The 23,085-nt window shown below is 68.6% G+C and carries 23 protein-coding genes; 8 read left to right on the forward strand and 15 right to left on the reverse strand.

The window, feature by feature from the left end; translation table 11 throughout:
• Positions 1 to 115: 115 nt before the first annotated feature.
• Positions 116 to 520, reverse strand: a complete 405-nt coding sequence (locus AC57B8_RS35360; protein WP_495268759.1) for a type II toxin-antitoxin system death-on-curing family toxin — start codon at positions 518 to 520, stop codon at positions 116 to 118.
• A complete protein-coding gene (locus AC57B8_RS35365; protein ID WP_095743901.1) occupies positions 517 to 744 on the reverse strand; it encodes an AbrB/MazE/SpoVT family DNA-binding domain-containing protein in 228 nt (75 codons plus the stop codon). Before AC57B8_RS35365 ends, AC57B8_RS35360 begins: the two co-directional genes overlap by 4 nt.
• A 71-nt stretch (positions 745 to 815) precedes the next feature.
• On the opposite strand from AC57B8_RS35365, the gene ureE reads away from it, so the two are divergent.
• The 3 genes from ureE (at position 816) to ureG (ending at position 2,887) form a co-directional block, all read left to right on the forward strand.
• On the forward strand, positions 816 to 1,403 hold the full coding sequence (gene ureE, locus AC57B8_RS35370) for an urease accessory protein UreE (RefSeq protein ID WP_369631650.1): 588 nt from the start codon (positions 816 to 818) through the stop codon (positions 1,401 to 1,403).
• A 140-nt stretch (positions 1,404 to 1,543) separates the two neighbouring features.
• On the forward strand, positions 1,544 to 2,215 hold the full coding sequence (locus AC57B8_RS35375; RefSeq protein WP_496482190.1) for an urease accessory protein UreF: 672 nt from the start codon (positions 1,544 to 1,546) through the stop codon (positions 2,213 to 2,215).
• Between the two features lie 21 nt (positions 2,216 to 2,236).
• Positions 2,237 to 2,887 (forward strand): urease accessory protein UreG, encoded by a 651-nt coding sequence (gene ureG, locus AC57B8_RS35380; protein WP_095949388.1) that lies wholly within the window; start codon positions 2,237 to 2,239, stop codon positions 2,885 to 2,887.
• A 36-nt stretch (positions 2,888 to 2,923) separates the two neighbouring features.
• Here ureG and AC57B8_RS35385 read toward each other — a convergent pair whose 3' ends face one another.
• On the reverse strand, positions 2,924 to 3,802 hold the full coding sequence (locus tag AC57B8_RS35385; protein ID WP_496482191.1) for a pirin family protein: 879 nt from the start codon (positions 3,800 to 3,802) through the stop codon (positions 2,924 to 2,926).
• Between the two features lie 149 nt (positions 3,803 to 3,951).
• Between AC57B8_RS35385 and AC57B8_RS35390 the strand changes: the two genes are divergently transcribed.
• Positions 3,952 to 4,908: a LysR family transcriptional regulator gene (locus AC57B8_RS35390; protein ID WP_307637084.1), complete on the forward strand. Its 957-nt coding sequence runs from the start codon at positions 3,952 to 3,954 to the stop codon at positions 4,906 to 4,908.
• On the opposite strand, the gene AC57B8_RS35395 is transcribed toward AC57B8_RS35390, so the two are convergent.
• The 3 genes from AC57B8_RS35395 to AC57B8_RS35405 all read right to left on the reverse strand — a co-directional run bounded on the left by AC57B8_RS35395 (position 4,897) and on the right by AC57B8_RS35405 (position 8,111).
• Positions 4,897 to 5,505 carry an ATP-binding protein gene (locus AC57B8_RS35395; RefSeq protein WP_496482192.1) on the reverse strand — a complete coding sequence of 203 codons (609 nt, stop codon included), beginning with the start codon at positions 5,503 to 5,505 and terminating at the stop codon, positions 4,897 to 4,899. The two genes, AC57B8_RS35390 and AC57B8_RS35395, sit on opposite strands and share 12 nt — an antisense overlap.
• 279 nt (positions 5,506 to 5,784) lie before the next feature.
• Positions 5,785 to 6,945, reverse strand: coding sequence for a porin (locus tag AC57B8_RS35400; RefSeq protein WP_496482193.1), 1,161 nt, complete (start codon positions 6,943 to 6,945; stop codon positions 5,785 to 5,787).
• Positions 6,946 to 7,103: 158 nt separating this feature from the next.
• Complete coding sequence (locus tag AC57B8_RS35405; RefSeq protein ID WP_496482194.1) at positions 7,104 to 8,111, reverse strand: bile acid:sodium symporter family protein; 1,008 nt, start codon at positions 8,109 to 8,111, stop codon at positions 7,104 to 7,106.
• Positions 8,112 to 8,181: 70 nt separating this feature from the next.
• On the opposite strand from AC57B8_RS35405, the gene AC57B8_RS35410 reads away from it, so the two are divergent.
• A complete protein-coding gene (locus AC57B8_RS35410) occupies positions 8,182 to 9,108 on the forward strand; it encodes a LysR substrate-binding domain-containing protein (protein ID WP_495274952.1) in 927 nt (308 codons plus the stop codon).
• Here AC57B8_RS35410 and AC57B8_RS35415 read toward each other — a convergent pair.
• Together AC57B8_RS35415 and AC57B8_RS35420 are read right to left on the reverse strand one after the other, a co-directional pair.
• Positions 9,068 to 9,490, reverse strand: a complete 423-nt coding sequence (locus tag AC57B8_RS35415) for a response regulator (protein ID WP_496482195.1) — start codon at positions 9,488 to 9,490, stop codon at positions 9,068 to 9,070. The genes AC57B8_RS35410 and AC57B8_RS35415 overlap by 41 nt on opposite strands.
• Positions 9,491 to 9,600: 110 nt before the next feature.
• Positions 9,601 to 10,587, reverse strand: a complete 987-nt coding sequence (locus tag AC57B8_RS35420; RefSeq protein WP_496482196.1) for a quinone oxidoreductase family protein — start codon at positions 10,585 to 10,587, stop codon at positions 9,601 to 9,603.
• 109 nt (positions 10,588 to 10,696) lie between these two features.
• Here AC57B8_RS35420 and AC57B8_RS35425 point away from each other — a divergent pair, with 109 nt between their 5' ends.
• Positions 10,697 to 11,608: a DMT family transporter gene (locus tag AC57B8_RS35425; RefSeq protein WP_496482197.1), complete on the forward strand. Its 912-nt coding sequence runs from the start codon at positions 10,697 to 10,699 to the stop codon at positions 11,606 to 11,608.
• Between the two features lie 19 nt (positions 11,609 to 11,627).
• Here the strand turns inward: AC57B8_RS35425 and AC57B8_RS35430 are convergent, their stop codons facing one another.
• From AC57B8_RS35430 to AC57B8_RS35445, 4 genes are read right to left on the reverse strand one after another with little or no spacing between them, the layout of a single operon-like run.
• Positions 11,628 to 12,419 carry an SDR family oxidoreductase gene (locus tag AC57B8_RS35430; RefSeq protein ID WP_062479426.1) on the reverse strand — a complete coding sequence of 264 codons (792 nt, stop codon included), beginning with the start codon at positions 12,417 to 12,419 and terminating at the stop codon, positions 11,628 to 11,630.
• Positions 12,420 to 12,462: 43 nt separating this feature from the next.
• Positions 12,463 to 13,416, reverse strand: coding sequence for a DMT family transporter (locus AC57B8_RS35435; protein WP_496482198.1), 954 nt, complete (start codon positions 13,414 to 13,416; stop codon positions 12,463 to 12,465).
• A gap of 21 nt (positions 13,417 to 13,437) precedes the next feature.
• Positions 13,438 to 15,051 carry a gamma-glutamyltransferase family protein gene (locus tag AC57B8_RS35440; protein ID WP_159274989.1) on the reverse strand — a complete coding sequence of 538 codons (1,614 nt, stop codon included), beginning with the start codon at positions 15,049 to 15,051 and terminating at the stop codon, positions 13,438 to 13,440.
• Positions 15,052 to 15,066: 15 nt separating this feature from the next.
• Positions 15,067 to 16,038, reverse strand: coding sequence for a tripartite tricarboxylate transporter substrate binding protein (locus tag AC57B8_RS35445; protein ID WP_070063639.1), 972 nt, complete (start codon positions 16,036 to 16,038; stop codon positions 15,067 to 15,069).
• Positions 16,039 to 16,389: 351 nt separating this feature from the next.
• Here AC57B8_RS35445 and AC57B8_RS35450 point away from each other — a divergent pair, with 351 nt between their 5' ends.
• Together AC57B8_RS35450 and AC57B8_RS35455 are read left to right on the forward strand one after the other, a co-directional pair.
• Positions 16,390 to 17,667: a porin gene (locus AC57B8_RS35450; protein ID WP_496482269.1), complete on the forward strand. Its 1,278-nt coding sequence runs from the start codon at positions 16,390 to 16,392 to the stop codon at positions 17,665 to 17,667.
• Positions 17,668 to 17,699: 32 nt separating this feature from the next.
• Positions 17,700 to 19,046: an amidohydrolase gene (locus AC57B8_RS35455; RefSeq protein ID WP_496482199.1), complete on the forward strand. Its 1,347-nt coding sequence runs from the start codon at positions 17,700 to 17,702 to the stop codon at positions 19,044 to 19,046.
• Positions 19,047 to 19,118: 72 nt separating this feature from the next.
• On the opposite strand, the gene AC57B8_RS35460 is transcribed toward AC57B8_RS35455, so the two are convergent.
• The 3 genes from AC57B8_RS35460 to tfpB all read right to left on the reverse strand — a co-directional run bounded on the left by AC57B8_RS35460 (position 19,119) and on the right by tfpB (position 23,067).
• The gene (locus AC57B8_RS35460; RefSeq protein WP_095743889.1) at positions 19,119 to 20,630 is read right to left on the reverse strand and encodes a tripartite tricarboxylate transporter permease; all 1,512 of its coding nucleotides are present in this window, start codon (positions 20,628 to 20,630) and stop codon (positions 19,119 to 19,121) included.
• A 22-nt stretch (positions 20,631 to 20,652) separates the two neighbouring features.
• Positions 20,653 to 21,141, reverse strand: a complete 489-nt coding sequence (locus AC57B8_RS35465) for a tripartite tricarboxylate transporter TctB family protein (protein ID WP_095743888.1) — start codon at positions 21,139 to 21,141, stop codon at positions 20,653 to 20,655.
• 135 nt (positions 21,142 to 21,276) lie between these two features.
• Positions 21,277 to 23,067 carry a type IV pilus assembly ATPase TfpB gene (gene tfpB / locus AC57B8_RS35470; RefSeq protein WP_496482200.1) on the reverse strand — a complete coding sequence of 597 codons (1,791 nt, stop codon included), beginning with the start codon at positions 23,065 to 23,067 and terminating at the stop codon, positions 21,277 to 21,279.
• Positions 23,068 to 23,085 lie beyond the last annotated feature (18 nt).

The following is a 23,085-nucleotide window of genomic DNA, read 5'->3' on the forward strand; positions in this document are numbered from 1 at the left end:
GATGGGGCGCGCAAGCAAGCCCCGCGCGGGGCCCGGTACTTGCTACGGGAGGAAGAACCCTTGTTGCACCGTGCCCATGCCTGCGTTTTCACTCACCCGCGCCGCGCGCGCCACTTCAGTCGTTGCGTGGCGCCAGGTGCTCACGAATCCACTGGGCGAGCGCGTCTTCGTCCAGCCCGCCTTCGGCGAGCTTCAGCGTGATGAGCACGCAGTCATGGTCGGACGCCACCAACTCGAAGCCATTGAGGTCGAGGAACACTTCCATCGCGACGAAAGCGGTTCGCTTGTTGCCGTCCGTGAAGGGGTGGTTGCGCGCAATGCCGAAGGCGTAGGCGGCAGCCAGCGTGGCGGCATCGGGCGATTCGTACAACGCGCGGTTCTGCGGTCGGCCCAAGGCCGAGGCCAGAAGGCCCTCGTCGCGCACGCCCGCCGGCCCGCCATGCTCGGCCAGCTGCTCTTCATGCACCGCATGGATCAACTGCAGGCTGAGCCAGACCCAGGCCTGGTTGGCCGCGCTCATTTCGCCAGTTCGCGCAGCACGTTGCGCCGCTTCTTCATGACGCGCCGCGCCGCCTCCATCTGGCGTTCGAAGGCGTCGTCGTATGGCGTGAGCGTGAAGCCGCCACCCGCGGCCTGCGTGAGGTAGACCGTGTCGCCCTTGCCGACCTTCATGCTGGCCAGCACCTCCTTGGGCAGGATGACGCCGACCGAGTTGCCGATCTGGGTCAGTTTGAGTGCGGACATGGCGGACTCCCACGAGCAAAAGTTATAACAAGCGTTATATTATTCCGCCTCATCTGGAGTCGCAACCCGCCATGCTCACCGCCAACAAACTCATGCCCCAGGGCCGCGGTCTCGCGCCCGTGCTGCTCAAGCGTGCCGCCACCATCGAACTCGACTGGGACGTGCGCCAGAAAAGCCGTTTCGACGCCACCGACTCGCAGGGCCGGCAGATCGGCATCTTCCTGCCGCGCGGCACCGCGGTGCGCGGTGGCGACGTGCTGGTCGCAGAAGACGGCTCGCTGGTGCGCGTGATCGCAGCGCCGCAGCCCGTGCTGCGCATCACGCACTGCACCGCCCACGGCACGCCCTTCGACCTGACGCGCGCGGCCTACCACCTGGGCAACCGGCATGTGCCGATCGAGCTCAAGCCCGACCACCTGAAGATCGAACCCGACCACGTGCTGGCCGACATGCTGCGTTCGATGCACCTGATCGTCGTCGCCGTCGAGGAAGCCTTCGAGCCCGAAGGCGGCGCGTACGGCGCGCAAGGGCATTCGCATGGCGGCCACAGCCATGACCATGACCACAGTCACGACCACGGGCACTCGCACAGCAGCGGCCCGAAGCCCCTCGTGCTCGCCCCCGAACTGCTCGACGACGATCACGGCCACTCGCACTGAAATGAACGACGGCCTTCCCGTGCGCAGGACACTGGGTGCTTCCCGCAGCGAAAGCAAGGAGGAGGCCGCAGGCCGGGGGACATTCGCGGAGGGAAGTACCCGGTGGCCTGCGCACGCGCCCTGAACCACAGCGCTGAAAAATGCCAACCCCGCACAGCCTCCTCCAGCTCATCTGGCTAGCCTCGCCCGCCCTGCCGGTCGGCGGCTTCTCGTATTCCGAAGGCGTCGAGGCCGCAGTCGAATGGGCCGGCATCAACTCCGAAGCCAGCGCCACCGAGTGGCTCTCCGACCAGCTGCACCTGAGCTTCGCGCGCGGCGACCTCGCCCTGGCCGCCCAGGCGATCGCGGCCTGGCGCGCGAACGACGCACAACGCATCCGCACCCTCAACGACTGGGTGCTGCACACCCGCGAATCCGCCGAGTTCTTCCTGCAGACCGAGCAGATGGGCCGCTCCTTCGTCGAGTGGCTCAAGCTGCACCATGCCGACACGGCCGAGGTCTTCGCCGGCCTGCCCGCAACCTACCCCGTGGCCTTCGCGTTCGCGGCCAGCCGCACCGAAGCCACCGTGCAGGACGGCTGCCTGGCCTTCGCCTTCGGCTGGGCCGAGAACATGGTGGCCGCCGCCGTCAAGGCCGTGCCGCTGGGCCAGAGCGCGGGCCAGCGCATCCTGGCGCGGCTGGCGAACGAGATCCCTGCGGCCGTCGAGCGCGCGATGGCCCTGGGCGACGACGAGCGCCAGGCCTTCGCGCCCCTGCTGGCGGTGTTGTCGGCCCGCCATGAAACACAATATTCCCGCCTCTTCCGAAGCTGACCGAACCGGACCTTTTCGCCCATGACCTCCGCCCTGCACCACATTCCGAACCGCACCAAGAAGCTCCCGCCGCTGCGCGTGGGCATCGGCGGCCCCGTCGGCTCGGGCAAGACCACCCTGCTCGAAATGCTCTGCAAGGCGATGCGCGACAAGTACGACCTCGTCGCCATCACCAACGACATCTACACCAAGGAAGACCAGCGCCTGCTCACCGTGGCCGGCGCGCTGCCGGCCGAGCGCATCATGGGCGTGGAAACCGGCGGCTGCCCGCACACCGCGATCCGCGAGGACGCCTCGATCAACCTCGAGGCCATCGACCGCATGCTCGAAGACTTCCCGGACGCCGACATCGTGTTCGTCGAATCGGGCGGCGACAACCTGGCCGCCACCTTCAGCCCCGAGCTGTCGGACCTCACCATCTACGTGATCGACGTGGCGGCCGGCGAGAAGATCCCGCGCAAGGGCGGCCCCGGCATCACCAAGAGCGACCTGTTCGTCATCAACAAGACCGACCTCGCGCCCTACGTGGGCGCGAACCTCGACGTGATGGAACAGGACACCCAGCGCATGCGCCGCCAACGCCCCTACGTGATGACCAACCTCAAGACGCTGACCGGCGTCGCCGAGGTGGTCGCCTTCATCGAAACGCGCGGCATGCTCACCGCCGCCTGATTCTTCAACCAGGGCGGCGGCGAACGCGGCGCCCGCTCAATGCGCCACGGCCTCCGGCATCTGCCCGAACTTCCCGCTGCCGAAGTCCTTCATCGCCTGCACGATCTCGTCGCGCGTGTTCATCACGAACGGGCCGTGGCCGACGATGGGTTCGTCGATCGGCTCGCCGCTGAGCAGCAGCACCACCGCGTCGTTGTTGGCATCGATCGTGAGCGCGTCGCCCGCGCGGTCGAGCAGCACCATCTGCGCGTCGCGCACGACCGTCTCGCCGTTCACCAGCACCGTGCCGCGCAGCACCACCACCGCGGCCGTGTGGCCTTCGGGCACCGGCAGCGTCACCTGCGCGCCCTGGTTCAGGCGCAGATCCCACACGTCGATCGGCGTGAAGGTGTGGGCCGGTCCCTTGTGGCCGAGGTAGTCGCCCGCGATCACGCGCACGCTGCCCGCGCCTTCGGGCAGCGGCACCGACGGAATCTGCGCATCGACGATGGCCTGGTAGCCGGGCGCGGCCATCTTGTCCTTGGCGGGCAGGTTGACCCACAGCTGCACCATCTCGAGCTCGCCGCCGTCGCGCGTGAACGCTTCGGAATGGAACTCCTCGTGCAGGATGCCCGCGCCGGCGGTCATCCACTGCACGTCGCCGGGGCCGATGGTGCCGCCCTGACCCGTCGAGTCGCGGTGCGACACCTCGCCCTTGTAGACGATGGTCACGGTCTCGAAGCCGCGGTGCGGGTGCTGGCCCACGCCGCGCGGCTGCGCGGTCGGGGTGAAGGGGGCCGGGCCGGCGTAGTCCAGCAGCAGGAAGGGGCTGGCGTGGCGGCCCAGCGTGTCGTAGCTGAACAGCGAGCGCACGGGAAAACCGTCGCCCACCCAGTGCGGGCGCGGTGCGCTGTAGGTGCCGAGGATCTTCTTCATGGTCTGTGTTCCTTTCCATCTGGCGGCTCGCCCGGAACGGGAAAGCCATGGATCAAGGATGGGGCCGCAACGATGCTTTGAGTAGATGCCAGAATTCGCCCTCATCGTTCCATCTGGCGAACGATCAACGGCACGGAGGGCCCCCAGCCATGCGCGACCTGAACGATCTCTACTACTACGCCCAGGTGGTGGACCACGGCGGTTTTGCCCCGGCCGGCCGCGCGCTCAGCGTGCCCAAGTCGAGCCTGAGCCGGCGCATCGCGCTGCTCGAGGAGCGGCTGGGCGTGCGCCTGATCCAGCGTTCCACGCGCCGCTTCAGCGTCACCGACATCGGCCGCCAGTACTACGAGCACTGCGTGGCCATGCTGGTCGAGGCCGATGCCGCCCAGGAGGCCATCGACCGCCTGCAGGCCCAGCCGCAGGGGCTGGTGCGGCTGTCGTGCCCGCCGGCGCTGGTGTACTACCAGGTGGCCGAGATGCTCGCCCGCTTCATGACCGAGTGCCCGCGCGTGACCGTGCAGCTTGAGAGCACCAACCGCCGCGTCGACGTGATCCGCGAGGGCTTCGACCTCGCGCTGCGCGTGCGCTTTCCGCCCCTCGAAGACACCGACCTGGTGATGAAGGTGCTGGGCCACAGCACGCAGCGGCTGGTGGCCCATCCGCGCCTGCTCGAAGGCCTGACGGCGCCGGCCAGCCCCGCCGACATCGGCCTGCTGCCCAGCCTGGACCTCGGCCCGGCCCAGCCGCACCACACCTGGTCGCTCGAAGGCCCCGACGGCGCGAGCGCCGAGGTGCGCCACCAGCCCCGCCTGGTGACCGACGACATGGCCGCGCTGCGGCATGCCGCACTGCAGGGCGTGGGCGTGGCCAAGATGCCGACGATGATGGTGCGCGACGACCTGCAGGCCGGCCGCCTGGTCGACGCGCTGCCGCAATGGGCGCCGCGCAGCGGCATCGTGCACGCGGTGTTCCCCTCGCGCCGCGGCCTGCTGCCGTCGGTGCGCAAGCTGGTGGACTTCCTGGCGGTGGAGTACGAGGCGCTCGAAGCGCTTGAGCTGTCGGGCGTACCGGCCGCGTCGGGGCCGACGCGCACCTCAGTCGACTGATCCAGCGGCCACCGCCGGCGCGTGCAGCGGCAGGCGCAGCGTCAGCCCGAGCACGCCGCCATCGTCCGGCGCGGAATAGATGCGCCCGCCGTGACGCCCCGCGATGCGCTCGCAGATGCGCGCACTGGCCAGCGAGGCGGCGTCGAGCGCGTCGAAGAAGCGCGCCAGCGGCGGCCGCTCGCTGTCGGCGTCGAGGTCGCGCCAGTGAATGACGGCCTGCGTGCCTTCGATGCGCGCGCGCACCTGCAGCGTCGCGCCCGCCGCCATCACAAGCGCGGCATGCGCGGCCACCTTGGCCAGCAGCTCGCGCAACTCCGACGGAATGCCGAAGACCGGCACCGCTTCCGCGGGCAGGTCCACCGCGAGGCGCAGCGCCGTTGCGTCGCCGGGCTCGGCGCCGAGCAACGGCCGCAGGTCCTGCACGCGGCTGTCGGCCAGTTGCTGGCGCTGCTGCGTGCGGGCCTGCTGCGCGAGGCCACGGGCGTGCACGGCCGCGCGGGCGTTGGCGACAAACAGCGCGCCCATCAGCGCGAGCACGCCAGCCAGCCCAAGGCCGATGAGCGTGGCAATGATCAGGCCGAGCTGACTGCCGTACATGGTCGACAGTCCTCAGCGCATTTCGGGAAAGGCCGGCCGCGCGCAGCCGCTCGGGGCCTCGCAGCGTGACGGAGGCGGTGGCCCTTCGCCGCGAAACCCCGGCGGTGGCCCTGGCGGAAAAAGAGGTGGCGGCAGCACGATGCAGCCCGACAGGCCGAGCGCTGCCAGCACGCCTGCGAGGTGGTGAATTCGGATCATGTGGATCGATGCGTTGCGTGTTCGACGGCAGGGGACCGTTCGCATGCGCCGGCAGCGCCGACGCATGCGAAGACAGGCCGATCAGAACGCGTGGCGAATGCCGAAGTCGTAGCCCGTCGACGAACGCGGCAGGCCCGTGTAGCCCACGCCCGTGCTGCCGTAGCCCGTGGTGCTCGCGGCCGTGAGGGCACCCGTGTAGTTCGCGTCGTTGCGGTTGCTCACGCGCGCCACGGTGGCGTACAGCGCGGTGCGCTTGGACAGGTTGTGCACGTAGCCGATCGCGAGCTTGTTCGCACGCGGGTCGTCGCCCGTGACGCCGACCGCGCCTTCGTTGTAGCGCACCGTCGAGTACGACGCGCGGATCAGGCCCGCGCCCACCGGCATGCTCGCGCCGATCAGGTAGCCGTTGTAGCTGTCATGGCTGTTGCCGAGTGCCGCGAGGTCGAACTTGTTCTTCACGTTCGACAGCTCGCCGAACAGCTTGACCGGGCCGAAGTCGTACGACGCGCCGAGGTTGATGGTCTGCACCTTGCGCGTGAGCGTGGTGGTGTCGACCGCCACGTTCTGGCCCACCGCCAGCGCGATGTCCAGCGGCCCGTTCGCATAGCCGAAACGCCCGCCGACATAGCGCCCGGCGCTGCTGCTGGTGGCGGCCGTGGTGTCGGTGGCGCTGGTCTTCGTGTTCTCGTTCAGGCTGTACTGCAGCTGGCCGTAGAAGCCGCCGAGGTTGGGCGGCAGGAAGTAGCCGACCATGTTGCTGGCGCGCACGTAGTTCGTGTTGCCCAGCGCGGTGCTGCCGCTGACCGTGTTGATCACGCTCGAGCCCGAGCCGTTGGTGCCGAACGGGTCGAACACCGTGTCGTTCCAGAACGTGGCCGTGTAGTCGCGGCCCAGCCGCACTTCGCCGAAGCCGCCCGACAGGCTGACGGTGGAACGGCGGTTGAAGTTGGCGATGCCGGTGGCGCCGTCGTCGTTGCTGATCGGCGCCTCGAGCCAGAAGCTGGCGGCGAGCCCGCCGCCCAGGTCTTCCGTGCCGCGAAAGCCGATGCGGCTGGAGTTGTAGCCCGAGTTGGCCAGGCTCCATTGGCTCTGCTTGCTGGTGGTGCCCGTGACGGGGTTGCGCGACGTGGCGCTCTGGTAGCTCACGCCGGCATCGATGACGCCGAACAGGGTGACCGACGATTGGGCAGAGGCCAGGCCGGTGACGGCCAGCGCGGCGAGTGCCGTGAGGGATTTCTTCATTCAGGTTTCTCCGGGGTTTTCAGCTGCTCTTCATCGAGCCGCTGACCGGATGGTCCTGTTCAAAATTGGAGGAATCTGGTGGACGCCAGCCCTCCCCTCGCGGGTGTTGTTTTGCGTTCACGCGCCGGCCGGTGCGTGAACGCTCGGCGCCGGGCAGGCTACTCGGCCGTGCGAAGCGCAGGCGCCGGGGCTGGCGCCGCGCGGCGCGCGTAGCGCTGCGCCAGCACCGCGCACACCATCAGCTGCATCTGGTGGAACAGCATCAGCGGCAGCACGATCGCGCCGACGGCGTGCGAGGCGAACAGCACCTTGGCCATCGGAATCCCGCTCGCCAGGCTCTTCTTGGAGCCGCAGAAGACGATGGTGATCTCGTCCTCGACGCTGAAGCCGAAGCGCCGCGCCATGAAGGTCGTGAGCCCCAGCGCCAGCGCCAGCAGCACGCCGCACACCAGCAGCAGGCCCAGCAGTGCGCTCACGGGAATCTGCTTCCAGAGCCCTTCGATCACGGCCGCGCTGAAGGCCGTGTAGACCACCAGCAGGATCGAGCCCTGGTCCACGAACTTCAGCACCGCCGCGCGCTTCTGGATCCACTTGCCGATCAACGGGCGCGACAGGTGGCCGATGACGAACGGCACCAGCAACTGCAGCAGGATGCGCCCGATCGCGTCGAGCGACGACGACGACGCCACCGCGCCGCCTTCAGGCAGCACCACCAGGCTCACCAGCACCGGCGTGATGAACACGCCCAGCAAGGTCGAAGCCGAAGCGCTGCAGATGGCGGCCGGCATGTTGCCGCGCGCCATAGCCGTGAAGGCGATGGCCGACTGCACCGTGGCCGGCAGCACGCACAGGAACAGCACGCCCGTGTACAGCTGCGGCGTCACCAGCGGCCCCAGCACAGGCCGCAGCGCGAGCCCCAGCACCGGGAACAGGATGAAGGTGCAGGCGAACACCAGCAGGTGCAGCCGCCAATGCGTGATGCCCGCAAGGATCGCCTCGCGCGACAGCTTGGCGCCGTGCAGGAAGAACAGCAGCCCGATCGCGACCGTGGTCAGGCCCTCGAAGAAATGGGCCACGCGGCCGCTGGCGGGCAGCAGGCTGGCCAGGGTGACGACCACGACGAGCGTGAGCGTGAAGTTGTCAGGAAGAAAGCGTGAACGTGCCATGCCCCGCATTGGACCTTCCGGCCATTCAAAAGAGAAATGGATTTATCGGATAGATATATGATTTGAGCGCATGAACGTCACGCTGCGCCAACTCCGCGTCTTCCGCTCGGTGGCCGAGGGTCGCAACTTCAGCCGCGCCGGCGACCAGGTGGGCCTGAGCCAGCCGGCGGTGAGCCGCTCGATCTCGGAGCTCGAAGCCCAGCTCGGCCTCAAGCTGCTGGACCGCACCACGCGCGAGGTGGTGCTGACCGAAGCCGGCCACTCGTTCGCGGCCCGGCTCGACCGCGTGCTCGACGAACTCGACCAGACCCTGCAGGACGTGGCCGGCCTGGCCAGCGCGCGCGGCGGCAAGGTGCGCGTGGCCAGCAGCCCCACGCTCTCGGCCAACCTCATGCCCGACTGCATCGCGGCCTGCGCGGTGCAGGCCCCGGGCATCCAGTTTTTGCTGCTCGACCGCATCCAGCAGGACGTGCTGGACAGCGTGCGCAGCGGCGAGGTCGACTTCGGCGTGGTGATCGAGCCCTCCGAGGCCGACGACCTGCACTGCGAGTCGATCCTCAACGACCCCTTCATGGTGGTCACGCTGCCCGGCCACCGGCTGACGGAAAAGAAGGCTTCGGTGAACTGGTCGGCGCTCGACGGTCAGCCGCTGGTGCTGCTCGACCACGCCTCGGGCAGCCGGCGCCTCATCGACCAGGCGCTGGAGCGGCACGGCGCGCGCTGCGACGTGAAGCAGCAGCTGGGCCATGCGACCACCGTGTTCCGCATGGTCGAGGCCGGCATCGGCATCAGCGTGATGCCGGGCCTGTCGTTGCCGCCCGAGGGGCTGGCGCGGCTGGTGGTGCGCCCGCTGGTGCCCAACGTGCAGCGCGCGATCATGCTGATCCGGCGCCGCAACCGCGAGCTGTCGCCGCTGGCGCAGCGGGTCTGGCGCATGGTGCGCGAGACGGCGGCGCTCAGTGAGGCGACAGCGGCCCCGCCGACGAAGGCGCGCTGAAGAAGCGCTCCTGCCGCTGGCGCACACAGAAGTCGATCAGCTCCTCGACCTCGGTGGCCTTGTCGAACACCGCGTCGGCGCCGAGCTGCGCGCACTTGCGGCGCGTCTCGGGCGTGGCGTGGTTGCTCAGCACCACCATCTTCTGCCTCGGGTCGCGGTTGCGGCAGGCCTCGAGCACGCTGTAGCCGGTGCCGTCGCCCAGGAACAGGTCGACGATGGCCAGGTCCCACAGCGCCGGGTTGCGCGTGAGCCAGCGCGTGCCCTCGGCCTCCGATTCGGCCTGGCCGACCGGATCGATGCGCGCCATCTCGCGCAGCGTGCCCGCCAAGCTGGCGCGCTGGGCGGGGTTGTCTTCGACGATGAAGGCGCGGACGGTGGTCATGGCGGGCTCTGCAAAGGGACAAGTGCAGGCTACAAATTGCGCCCGCCACAAGTCGAAGGTGTGACACCCCACCGCGCGTAGGACATCACCCGCCGGCCACCCGCCCGGACTCAGAGCGTGAGGATGGTGCAGCCCGTGGTCTTGCGCGCCTCGAGGTCGCGGTGCGCCTGCTGCACGTCGGCCAGGGCGTAGCGCTGGTCGATCGGGATCTTCACCGCGCCGCTTTGCACCACCGCGAACAGGTCGTCGGCCATGGCCTGCGTGCGCTCGCGCGTGGCGATGTGCGTGAACAGCGTCGGGCGCGTCACGTAGAGCGAGCCCTTCGAGGCCAGCAGGCCGAGGTTGACCGGCGGCACCGGGCCCGAGCCGTTGCCGAAGATCGCCAGCAGGCCGAAGGGGCGCAGGCTGTCGACGGAGCCTTCGAAGGTGTCCTTGCCCACCGAGTCGTACACCACCTTCACGCCCTGGCCGCCGGTGATCTCCTTCACGCGCGCCGCGAAGTTCTCGGTGCTGTAGTTGATGGCGTGCGCCGCGCCGTGCGCCAGCGCGAGCTGGCACTTGGCATCGCTGCCGGTCGTGCCGATGAGCTGCAGGCCGAGCGCCTTGGCCCACTGGCAGGCGATGAGGCCGACACCGCCGGCCGCCGCATGGAACAGCACGAAGTCGCCGGGCTGCAGCCCTTCGGCCGGCAGCGTCTTCTTCAGCAGGTACTGGGCCGTGAGGCCCTTGAGCATCATGGCCGCGCCGGTCTCGAAGGAGATGTCGTCGGGCAGTTTGCACACGCACTTGGCGGGCATCACGCGCAGTTCGCAATACGCGCCGGGCGGCTGGCTCGCGTAGGCGGCGCGGTCGCCCACCTTCAGGTGCGTCACGCCCTCGCCCACTGCCTCGACGATGCCCGAGGCTTCCATGCCCAGTTGCAGCGGCATCTGGAACGGGTACAGGCCGGTGCGCTGGTAGGTGTCGATGAAGTTCAGGCCCACGGCCTTGTGGCGGATGCGGATCTCGCCGGGGCCGGGCTCGCCCACCTCGACCTCGACGACCTTCAGTTCCTCGGGACCGCCGTGGCGGTCGATACGGACGGCTTTGCTCAACATCGTTGCTGTCTCCACGCAGGGGAAAAAAGAATGGGACGGGCATCGTGCCACGTTTGACCATTTCTCGACGCGGCACGGTCTCCGTGCGGGCCCGGTAGAGTCGGCGGTCATGTCGTCCGCATCGCACCACCGCCTCACGCCCCTCACCGCCCTTCTACTCACCGTGCCGCCGCTGCTGTGGGCCGGCAATGCGGTGGTCGGCCGGCTGGTGCGCGCGCTGGTGTCGCCGCTGACGCTGAACTTCGTGCGCTGGGTGATCGCGTTCGCGCTGCTGCTGCCGCTGGCGGCCTGGGTGCTGCGCCGCGACAGCCCGCTGTGGGCGCACTGGCGGCGTCATGCGCTGCTGGGCTTGCTGGGCATCGGCCTGTACAACGCCTTCCAGTACCTGGCGCTGCAGACCTCCACGCCGATCAACGTCACGCTGGTGGGCTCCAGCCTGCCGCTGTGGATGCTGGCCGTGGGCACGCTGTGCTTCGGCGCGCGCGTCAGCCGGCGCGCGCTGGGCGGCGCGCTGCTGTCGATGCTGGGCGTGCTGCTGGTGCTGAGCCGCGGCGAGTGGCAGCAGCTGCTGGCGCTGCGGCTGGTGCCGGGCGACCTGTACATGATCGCAGGCACCATCGCCTGGGCCTTCTACAGCTGGCTGCTGGCGCGCACGCACGAGCCCGTCAATGTGCGCAGCGACTGGGCCGCCTTCCTGATGGCGCAGCTGGTGTTCGGTGTCGCGTGGTCGGGCGTGCTGGCCGCCGGCGAATGGACGCTGACCGACGCCCACATCGACCTGGGCTGGCCGCTCGTGAGCGCGATGCTGTTCATCGGCATCGGCCCCGCCGTGCTGGCCTACCGCTGCTGGGGCACCGGCGTGCAACGCGCGGGCCCGCAGGCGGCGAGCATCTTCATGAACCTCACGCCGCTGTTCGCGGCCGTGCTGTCGGCGGCCTTCCTCGGCGAGGCGCCGTACTGGTACCACGGCGCCGCCTTCGTGCTGATCGTCGGCGGGATCGTGGTGTCGTCGCGGCGCTGAACGCGCGCCGCGGCGTCGGTCAGTAAGTGCCCGGGTAGGCGCCGCCGTCTGCCAGCACGTTCTGCCCGGTCATGTAGCCCGCCTGCATGCTGCACAGGAACGCGCAGATCGCACCGAACTCGGCCGGGTTGCCGAAGCGCTTGGCCGGAATGTTCTTCTTGCGCGCTTCCCACACGGTGTCGAAATCCTGGCCCGACTTCTGCGCCGCGCCGGCCATCGTGCCCTTGAGGCGGTCGGTCTCGAAGGAGCCCGGCAGCAGGTTGTTGATGGTCACGCCCTGCGCCGCCACCGACGTGCGCGCCACGCCGGCCACGAAGCCCGTGAGGCCACTGCGCGCGCCGTTCGACAGGCCCAGGATGTCGATCGGCGACTTCACCGAGCTCGACGTGATGTTGACGATGCGACCGAAGCCGCGTTTCGCCATGCCGTCCACCGTGGCCTTGATGAGCTCGATGGGCGTGAGCATGTTGGCGTCGACCGCCTTGATCCACGCCTCGCGGTCCCAGTTGCGGAAGTCGCCGGGCGGCGGGCCGCCGGCGTTGGTGACGACGATGTCGAAGTCGTGGCCCAGCGCGAACACGGCCGCGCGGCCGGCTTCGGTGGTGATGTCGGCCGCCACGTGCTTGACGAACGGACCCGACGGGCCGGCCACCGCCACCAGCTGCTTCGCAGCGGCGTCAAGCGCCTCGGCGCCGCGCGCCACGATCACCACGTTGACGCCCTCGCGCACCAGCGCCTCGGCGCAGCCGTAGCCCAACCCCTTGCTCGCGCCGCACACCAGTGCGGTCCTGCCTGCAATGCCCAGATCCATGTGTTTGCTCCAGTCGATCGATCGATCGATGCTGCAAGGACGGCTACCGCCCCTTGCGTGTGAAAACGAAGATGCCCGCGATGACGAGCACCGTGCCGGCCGCGATCCACGCGGTGAACGGCTCACCCAGTATGACCACCCCCATGAGGATGGTCGACAGGGGCCCGATCATGCCGGTTTGTGCCGCAATGGCGGGCCCGATGCGCTCGATGGCCATCATCACCATGAGGACAGGCACCGCCGTGCACAGCGTGGCGTTGAGCACCGACAGCCAGATCACCTCGGGCGCCACCGCCATCGCCGCGCTCATCGGCCGCGTGAGCACGAACTGCAGGATGCACAGCACGCAGGCCACGGTGGTCGCCAGCCCCACGAGCCGCAGCGAGCCCAGCCGCTTGACGAACTCGCCGCTGTACACGAGGTAGCCCGCATAGCTCACCGCGCTCAGGAACACGAGGAACGCGCCCCATGCCGCCGCGCCGCCGCCCTTGCCGTCGCCGCCGGTCCACAGCTCGTGGCCGAACACCAGCAGCACGCCGGCGTAGCTCACGACCATGCCGAACACCTGCGGGCGCGTCGGGCGGCGCCGGTACAGCAGCCAGCCGAAGAACAGCACCAGCGTGGGGTTGAGGTAAAGAATCAGCCGCTCGAAGCTGGCCGAGATGTAGGCCAGCCCGGCAAAGTCGAGAAAGCTCGCGAGGTAGTAGCCCGAGAAACCGAGCCCGAGGATGCCGAGCCAGTCGCGCGTCGTGAGCGCGGGCTTGCCGCGCCCGGCCCACCACGCCATCAGCGCGAACAGCGGCAGCGCGAAGAGCATGCGCAGCATGATGAGCGTGATGGCGTCGACGCCGTAGCGGTACGCCAGCTTGACGATGATGGCCTTGCCGCTGAACGCGATGGCGCCCAGCGTGGCAAGGACGAGGCCGGTGGCGTAGCCCTTGCGGGCGGCCTCGTGTCCGTGCGGGGGAATGCCGGCCGATGCGGCTGCTTTGTTCATCCCCCGATCATCCCTTGATCCTCAGTAGCCTGCTGCGAGGCCGTCGCGGCGCGGGTCGCTCGCGGCGACGTAGCCTTCGACCGAAGGCTCGCCCGCGCGCCAGATGAACTGGCCGGCACCGAAGTCCTGGTAGGAGTCGTTGATCACCTCGAGGTGGTGGCCCAGGTCGCGCAGCCCTTGCAAGGTGTTGGCATTCATCGCGGCCTCGACGTTGATCTCGAGCCCCGCGTTGAAGCGCCAGCGCGGCGCATCGCACGCGGCCTGCGGGTTCTGGCCGTAGTCGAGCATGCGCACCAGCGTCTGCATGTGGCCTTGCGGCTGCATGTTGCCGCCCATCACGCCGAAGCTCATCACCGGCTGGCCGTCCTTGGTGAGGAAGGCCGGGATGATGGTGTGGAACGGGCGCTTGCCCGGCGCCACCACGTTCGGGCTCTCGGCCTTGAGGCTGAAGCCGTGGCCGCGGTTCTGCAGGCTGATGCCGAACTCGGGCTCCACGCAGCCCGAGCCGAAGCCCATGTAGTTGCTCTGGATGAAGCTCACCATCATGCCGCTCTCGTCCGCGGCCGTGAGGTAGATGGTGCCGCCCTTGACGGGGTTGCCGGCCTTGAAGTCCTGCGCCTTGTTCACGTCGATGAGTCTCGCACGCGAAGCCAAGTAGGCGTCATCGAGCATTTGCGCGGGGGTCACCGTCATCGACGATGGCTCCGACACGTAGCGGTACACGTCGGCGAAGGCCAGCTTCATGGCCTCGATCTGCAGGTGCTGCGACTGCACGGAGTCGACCGGCAGCGAGGCGATGTCGAACTTCTCGAGGATGCCCAGCGCGATCAGCGCCGCGATGCCCTGGCCGTTCGGCGGGATCTCGTGCAGCGTGTGGCCGCGGTAGTCGCGCGAAATCGGCTTGACCCATTCAGGCTGGTAGGCCGCCATGTCGGCCACGGTGAGCGCGCCGCCCTGTTCTTGCGAGAACTTGGCGATGGCCTCGGCGATCTCGCCGTTGTAGTAGGCCTCGCCCTTGGTGCGGGCGATGGCCTTGAGCGCGCGGGCCGCCGCGGTGAAGCGGAACAGCTCGCCGACCTCGGGCGCGCGGCCCCAGGGCAGGAAGGCCTGCGCGAAGCCGGGCTGCGACTGCAGGATCGGCGTGGCCGCCGCCCACTTGCCCTGCACCACCGGCGGCACGAGGTAGCCGCGCTCGGCGATGTCGATGGCCGGCGCCATCAGGTCGGCGAACGGCAGCTTGCCGAAACGCTCGCTCATCGCGACCCAGCCGCGCACCGCGCCCGGCACCGTGACCGAGTCGATGCCGCGCATCGGCGGCGTGGCGGCGTCAGCGCCGTACTTGGCCTTGAAGTACTCGGGCGTCCAGGCCTTCGGCGCGGGGCCCGAGGCGTTCAGGCCGTGCAGTTCCTTGCCGTCCCACAGGATGCAGAAGGCGTCGCTGCCCAGGCCGTTGCTCACGGGCTCGACCAGCGTCATCACGGCGGCCGTGGCAATGGCCGCATCGACCGCGTTGCCGCCCTGCTGCAGGATGCGCAGGCCGGCCTGCGCGGCCAGCGGGTGCGACGTGGCGACCACGTTGCGCGCAAACACCGGCAGGCGGGTCGAGAGGTAGGGGTTGTTGAAGTCGAAGTTCATGTCGGCGTGCTCTCGTTAGTCATTCGTGATCTTGCGATCGACGACGATCTTTTTCCATTTGGCGGCGTCGGTCGCCACCATCTTTGCGAACTGCTCGGGCGTGCCCGCGTTCGCCGGCTCGATGCCCAGGCGGGCGAGCTTGTCCTTCAGCTCCGGATCGGCCAGCGCCTCGTTGGCGGCCTTGTTCACGCGCGCCACGATGTCGGCCGGCAGGCCCTTCGGGCCGTAGAAGCCGAACCAGGTGGTCGACTCGAAGCCGGGCAGCGTGTCGGCGATGGGCGGCAGCTCGGGCGCGAGCGGGCTGCGCTTGAGCGAGGTCACGCCCAGCGCGCGCAGGCGGCCGTCGCGCACGTGCGGCATGCCGGTGGGCAGCGAGTCGAACAGCACGTCGACCTTGCCGCTGATGAGGTCGGGCACCGCCAGCGCCGTGCCGCGGTAGGGAATGTGCGTGACGAACACGCCGGCCTGCGCCTTGAACAGCTCCGCCGTGAGCTGCACGATGGTGCCGTTGCCGCTCGATGCGTAGTTGAGCTTGCCGGGGTTCTTCTTCGCGTTGTCGATCCATTCGCGCACCGTCTTGGCGGGCGTATTGACCGGCACCAGCATGATGCTCGGCGCATCGCCGACGTGGGCGATGGGCGTGAAGTCGCGCACCGTGTCGTAGGGCAGCTTGGGCGTGATGGCCGGGCCGATGGCGTGCGTGCTCGTGGTCGCGAGCAGCAGCGTGTAGCCGTCGGGCGGCGCCTTGGCAGCGAGGTCGGAACCGATCGCACCGCCCGCGCCGGGCTTGTTGTCGACCACCAGCGTGGCGCCGAGCTTCTCGCCCATCTTCTGGCCCAGCGTGCGGGCAAAGAGGTCGGTGGCGCCGGCCGCCGGGAACGGCACGATCAGGCGGATGGGCCGGTTCGGGTAGTTCTGGGCCAGTGCGGGCACCGCGGCCAGCACCAGCGCAGCCGCGGCAAGCGCGGCGCGGGTGGTTCGTTTCATGGAATTCATTGTGTCCGAGGTGGTGTGTCGGGAGCGCGCCTTGTCCGACGTGGCCGCAGGATTGGACACGCTGGGCATTGAAAAGGGAAATGGATTTATCGGATAGATATATGAATCCGGCGCATCAATGTGGCCACGGCCATCACGCGGCATGCGGCCTTGCGCCCGACCATCAGAAATAGCGATGGGGTCGCATCAGCAAACGGTATTTCCTCCCGGGCGCCCTGCCGTCCGATAGTCGCGCCAGTCCACTCGACACAGAAGTGGCGCACAGGAGACCTCCCCTTGAACTTTCCTTCCTTCGAGGGCACCGATGCCGGCGCCCTCTGCTTCAGCTCGCGCGTTCTTCGCATGAAGCGGCGCCCGCTCGGCCTGGCCCTGCTGGCGCTGGCCGGCGCGGCCTCGGCGCAGTCCTCGGTGACGCTGTTCGGCGTCATGGACGCGGGCGTCAGCCATTTCGAGACCGTCAGCGAGTACCGCCCGGCGTTCGATCCGCGGCGCCCTGCCGCCACCCTGCTCGCCGCGGCCGTGCCGCGGGTGACGCAGCGCCAGACCACGCTGTCGCGCGGCGGCTACCGCGGCAGCAGCCTGGGTTTTCGGGGCACGGAAGACCTGGGCGGCGGCCTGGCGGCGAGCTTCTGGCTGGAGTCGAACATCAGCAACGACGACGGCAAGACGGGCCTGGCCTCGTTCGCCAAGCGTTCGACGCTGAGCCTGTCGGGTGGCTTCGGCGAGCTGCGGCTGGGCCGCGACTACACGCCGATCTTTCGCAACGACTCGCTGGCCGACCCCTTCGCCGTGCAGGGCGCGGGCCTGTCGGTGATCGCGCGCGTCAACAGCGCCTCGTCCACGCTCCTGGGCGGCGCACCGGCCGGCGTGGCGGCCGGCGACAACTACGCGCGCGCCAGCAACAGCATCGGCTACTTCCTGCCGCCAGACCTCGGCGGCTTCCACGGGCAGCTCCAGTACGCCTTGCCCGAGAACGTCCGCTACAGCCCGGACGTGACGCCGACGAACGCGCGTGGGCGCTACCTGGGCGGGCGCTTCGGCTACGCCAAGGGACCGCTCAACGTGGCGCTGGCGTTCGGTGAAGACAACAAGGACCGCCTGCCCTCGGGTTCGGCGGCCAAGCCGCCCGTCGACGCCGGCGGCGAGGACCGGCTGAAGACCGTAAGCCTGAGCGCCACCTACGACTTCGGCCCCGTCAAGCTGCTGGGCGAACTGTCGCAGCTGCGGCACCGGCGCGCGCAGGCACAGCCCTGGATGCAGGATCGCACCGACAAATACAACGGCTATTTGGTGGGCGCCACGGTGCCCGTGGGCCCCGGACTCGTCCGCGCGTCGTTCGGTCGCGTCAGCTACAAGCCCGGCGCCACCGGCCTGCCGGGAGACACCGCGCAAGGCGCCAGCGCCAGCCAATGGGCGCTGGGCTACGTGCACCACCTGTCCCGCCGCACGGCGCTGTACGCCACGTTCGCTCGCGTTCGCATCCGGGACGGCCAGAACGACAAGGCGATCGGCGCCGTGACGAGCGCCAGCGACGCGCCCTATCCGGGCTACATGACCGCCAGCGGCTGGCGCCCGCGCAGCGCCACGGGCTACGACTTCGGCATCCGCCACATCTTCTGATCTTCATCTTCATGCGCCCCTGCATTCATTCCATGCCGACCCACGCACACACCTTCGCCCTTCGTTCACTGGCCGCCGCCCTCCTCGCCTTCAGCCTCGGCGCAGGCGCAGGCGCACAGACCCAGCCCGCCGCATCGCCGCAGGCGTCGGCGATCCCGCCGCTCGTCGATGCGATGTACCCCCGGCTCGACGCCCTCTACAAGGACCTGCACGCCCACCCCGAGCTTGCTTTCAAGGAAACGCGCACCGCCGCCCTGCTCGCCGCCGAGATGCGCGCCATCGGCTTCGAGGTGACCGAGAAGGTCGGCGGCACCGGCGTCGTGGCGCTGTACCGCAACGGCCCCGGGCCGGTCGTGATGGTGCGCACCGACATGGACGGCCTGCCGATGGAAGAGAAGACCGGCCTGCCCTACGCCAGCCAGGCCCGCACCGACTGGGGCGGGCGCGACAGCTTCGTGGCCCACAGCTGCGGCCACGACATCCACATGGCCAGCTGGCTCGGCACCGCACACACGCTGGTCGCGCTCAAGGACCAATGGAAAGGCACGCTGATGTTCATCGGCCAGCCCGCCGAAGAAACCGTCTCGGGCGCCAAGGCGATGCTCGCGGACGGCCTGTTCACGCGCTTTCCCAAGCCCGACGCCGCGTTCGCGCTGCACACGGCGCCCACGCCGCATGGCGCCATCGGCTATGGCATCGGCATCAGCAGTTCCAACTCCGACGCACTGGAAATCGTGTTCAAGGGACGCGGTGGCCACGGCTCGCGGCCGCACACCACCATCGACCCGATCGTGATCGCCGCGCGCTTCGTGACCGACGTGCAGGCCGTGGTGAGCCGCGAGAAAGACCCGGCCGAATTCGGCGTCGTGACCATCGGTGCCATCCAGGGCGGCACTGCCGGCAACATCATTCCCGACACGGTCACGCTGCGCGGCACCATCCGCTCGTACAAGCCGCAGGTGCGCGAGCAGCTGCTGGCCGGCGTGCGCCGCATGGCCATGGCCGCCGCTGCGACGAGCGGCGCGCCCGAACCCGTGGTCAAGCTGGTGCCGGGCGGAGAAGCGCTGGTCAACGACGAAGCGGTCGTGACCCGCGCGGCCGCCGCGCTCAAGCAGGCGCTGGGCGCGGCGCAGGTCGTTCAATCCACGGTGCCATCGACGGGCAGCGAAGACTTCTCGGCCTTCATCAACGCCGGCGTGCCGTCGATGTACTTCACTGTCGGCGTGCTCGATGCGCGGGACATCGCGGCCTCCGCCCAACCCGGCGGCAAGCCGCTGGCCCGCAACCATTCGCCCTTCTTCGCGCCGGTGCCCGAGCCGTCGATCAAGACCGGCGTGCACGCGATGACCGTGGCGGTGCTCAGCGCGCTGGGCAGATAGGGACGACGGCATCCCCCCAAAGAAAAACGGCGCCCGAGGGCGCCGTTTGTGCGTTCAGAGAAAGCCCGTCGATCAGTCTTCGACGAAGGCCTCTTCGCGCTTCGATTTCACCGCGGGCAGCAGCACGATGATCAGCAGCAGCGCCGCGGCGATCAGCAGGCCGGCCGAGATCGGGCGCGTGACGAACACGCTCCAGTCGCCGCGCGACAGCAGCAGCGAACGGCGCAGGTTCTCTTCCATCATCGGGCCCAGGATGAAGCCCAGCAGCAAGGGTGCGGGTTCGCAACCGAGCTTGAAGAAGGCGTAGCCGATGAAGCCGAACACGCCCACCATCCAGATGTCCCAGGTGTTGTTGTTGGTCGAGTACACGCCGATCGCGCAGAACAGCACGATCGCCGGGAACAGGAACTTGTAGGGCACCGACAGCAGCTTGATCCACATGCCGATCAGCGGCAGGTTCAGGATCACCAGCATCGCATTGCCGAGCCACATCGAGGCGATCAGGCCCCAGAACAGCTCGGGGTTGCTGGTCATGACCTGCGGACCCGGCTGGATGTTGTGGATCGTCATCGCACCGACCATCAGCGCCATCACGGCGTTGGGCGGAATGCCCAGCGTCAGGAGCGGAATGAAGGAGGTCTGCGCGCCGGCGTTGTTGGCGGCTTCAGGCGCGGCCACGCCGCGGATGTTGCCCTTGCCGAAGGGCACTTCGCCCGGATGCAGCTTGGTCTTCTTCTCGATGGTGTAGGCCGCGAAAGCCGACAGCAGCGCACCGCCACCCGGCAGGATGCCCAGCGACGAACCCAGCGCGGTGCCGCGCAGCACGGCGGGCAGCATGCGCTTGAAGTCTTCCTTGGTCGGGAACAGGCCCGAGACCTTAGCGGTGAACACTTCGCGCTCTTCGTCCGGACGCGACAGGTTGGCGATGATTTCGCCGTAACCGAACACGCCCATGGCGATGGCCACGAAGCCGATGCCGTCGGTGAGTTCAGGCACGTCGAAGCTGAAGCGCGCGACACCCGAGTTCACATCGGTACCGACCAGACCCAGCAGCAGGCCCAGCACGATCATCGCGATCGCCTTGAGCAGCGAACCCGACGCCAGCACCACGGCGCCGATCAGGCCCAGGATCATCAGCGAGAAGTATTCGGCAGGGCCGAACTTGAAGGCCAGCTCGGTCAGCGGCGGAGCGAAGGCGGCAAGAATGAGCGTGCCGACGCAACCTGCGAAGAACGAGCCCAGGCCGGCCGCAGCGAGCGCCGGACCTGCGCGGCCCTTGCGTGCCATCTGGTAGCCGTCGATCACGGTCACCACCGACGACGATTCGCCCGGCAGGTTCACCAGAATCGCGGTGGTCGAGCCACCGTACTGTGCGCCGTAATAAATACCGGCCAGCATGATCAGCGCCGACACGGGCGGCAGCGCGTACGTGGCGGGCAGCAGCATCGCGATGGTCGCGACCGGGCCGATGCCCGGCAGCACGCCGATCAGCGTGCCCAGGATACAGCCGACGAGGCAGTACAGCAGGTTCGTGAAGGTGAAGGCAACGCCAAAACCCAGCGAGAGGTGTTCAAACAGTTCCATGGTGTGAGCAGCTTTCTTCGTCTCAACCGGTGATGAAGGTCGGCCAGACCTGGATCTGCAGCTTGAGCGCCCAGATGAAGGCCACATAGCTGCCAACGGCCAAGATGGTGGCCAGGATCAGCACGGTCGGCAGCTTGAACTCGTGGCCGGCAAGGCTCGCGATGATCACGAGCGCGTAGATCGCGATGATCATGCCCATGGCCGGGATGCCGAAGCTCGGCAGGCCACCCAGCAGGATGCCGAAGGCCAGGTTGGCGCCCAGGATGTACACGACCTGCTTCCAGGCCCACTTGCCGATCTTTTCGCCATCGGTCGTTTCAACGGTGAGCCCGCTGAACATGATGCCCAGGCCGATCAGCGCCATCAGGATGCCCAGCATGAGCGGGAAGTAACCCGGACCCATGCGGGCGCCGCTGCCCACGCTGTAGGTGGTGGCGCCCCATGCGAACGCCACGCCCACGACGGTGAACATCAGTCCCGAGAAAAAGTCTTTCTGACTTTTGATTTTCACGAACAGTCTCCTCGAACAATTTCGATGCGGGATTGTCGAGTCAGCCTCCGGTCAGGCCGATGTGGATTCCACTAACCGAAGGACTAGGGATAACCCGAAATGACTCATGCCTCGTCGGACCCGAGGCACCTGTTCCTACTCGAGAGGAGGCGTTGCGCTGAGCACTTCTTCGATGGTCGTCACGCCCTCGGCCACGCGCAGCGCGCCGGCCAGGCGCAGCGGCCGCATGCCGTCGATCACGGCCTGGCGCCGCAGGCCCGTGAGGTTGGGTTCCTTGGTGACCTGGTCCTTGAACGGCTCGGTCACGCTCAGCAGTTCGTACAGGCCCATGCGGCCCATGTAGCCGGTCATGCGGCAATCGACGCAGCCCACCGGCTTGTAGGCGCGCACGGGGCCGGTGATCTGCCACGGCTTGACGATGGCCTCGAGGCTCTCGCGCGTGACCGCATCGTCGGGCTGCTTGCAATGCGGGCACAGCGTGCGCACGAGGCGCTGCGCGAGCACGCCCAGCATCACGGCGGTGATGAGGTACGAGGGCACGCCCAGTTCCATCATCCGCGTGATGGCGCTGGGCGCGTCGTTGGTGTGCAGCGTGCTGAACACGAGGTGGCCGGTGAGCGCGGCCTGCACCGCCATCTCGGCGGTGGCGAGGTCGCGGATTTCGCCGACCATGATGATGTCCGGGTCCTGCCGCATCAGCGCGCGCAGGCCCTCGGTGAAGCCGAAGTCGAGCTGCGGCTGCACCTGCGTCTGGTTGAACGAGGGCTCGATCATTTCGATCGGGTCTTCGACCGTGCTCACGTTGACCTCTTCGGTCGCCACGCGCTTGAGCGTGGAGTACAGCGTGGTGGTCTTGCCCGAACCCGTGGGCCCGGTCACCAGGATGATGCCGTTGGGCCGCGTGACCAGCTGTTCCCAGCGCTGCGCGTCGTGCTGCGCGAAGCCCAGCGCGTCGAGGTCCTTCACCGCGGTGTCGGGGTCGAAGATGCGCATCACCATCTTTTCGCCGAAGGCGGTCGGCAAGGTAGACAGACGCATTTCGATTTCGTCGCCGCGCATGTTGCGGGTCTTGATGCGGCCGTCGAGCGGGCGGCGCTTCTCGACCACGTCCATGCGGCCCAGCAGCTTGATGCGCGCGACCATCGCGTTCATCACGCCCATGGGCATCTGGTAGGCCGGGTGCAGGATGCCGTCGATGCGAAAGCGGATCACGCCCTGCTCGCGGCGCGGCTCCAGGTGGATGTCGCTGGCGCGCTGGTCGAAGGCGTACTGCCACAGCCAGTCGACCACCTGCACCACGCTCTGGTCATTGGCGTCGAGCTGCTTGTTGCTCTTGCCGAGTTCGACCAGCTGCTCGAAGCTCGCGCCGCCGGTGTTGCCGCCGGCCTTCTGCGCGGCACGCACCGACTTGGCGAGCGCGAAGAACTCGGCCGTGTAGCGCTGGATGTCCGACGGGTTGGCCACCACGCGGCGCACGGTGCGCTTGGACTGGCGCTCGACCTCGGCGATCCAGTCGATGAGGAACGGTTCGGCCGTGGCCACCACCACCTCGTTCGGCAGCACCTGCACGGGCAGCACCTTGTGGCGCTCGGCATACCCGGCGCTCATGGTGTCGGCCACCTTGCCCACGTCGACCTTGAGCGGATCGATGCGCAGGTAGGCCAGGCCGGCGCGGCCGGCCAGCCATTGCGTGAGGGCTTCGAGGTCGAGCGGCTTGCCGTCGGCCTCGCGCGTCATGGCCACGTTGGCCAGGCGCACCAGCGGCGCCTGTCGGCTCTCGGCCTGGGCGCAGCGCGCGATGGTGCGCTTGGCCTCCATCGGCGAGATCACGCCGTCGGTGGCGAGCCATTCGATCAGGCGACGCAGGTCGAGCGGACCTTCGTGGCGGGCAGCAGAGGCGGAAGCGGCGGCGGGTACAGCGCTCATGAACCGGAGGTCAGGTGA

This window comes from Variovorax sp. BGA-UO-ETr-C22 (genome assembly GCF_059567965.1).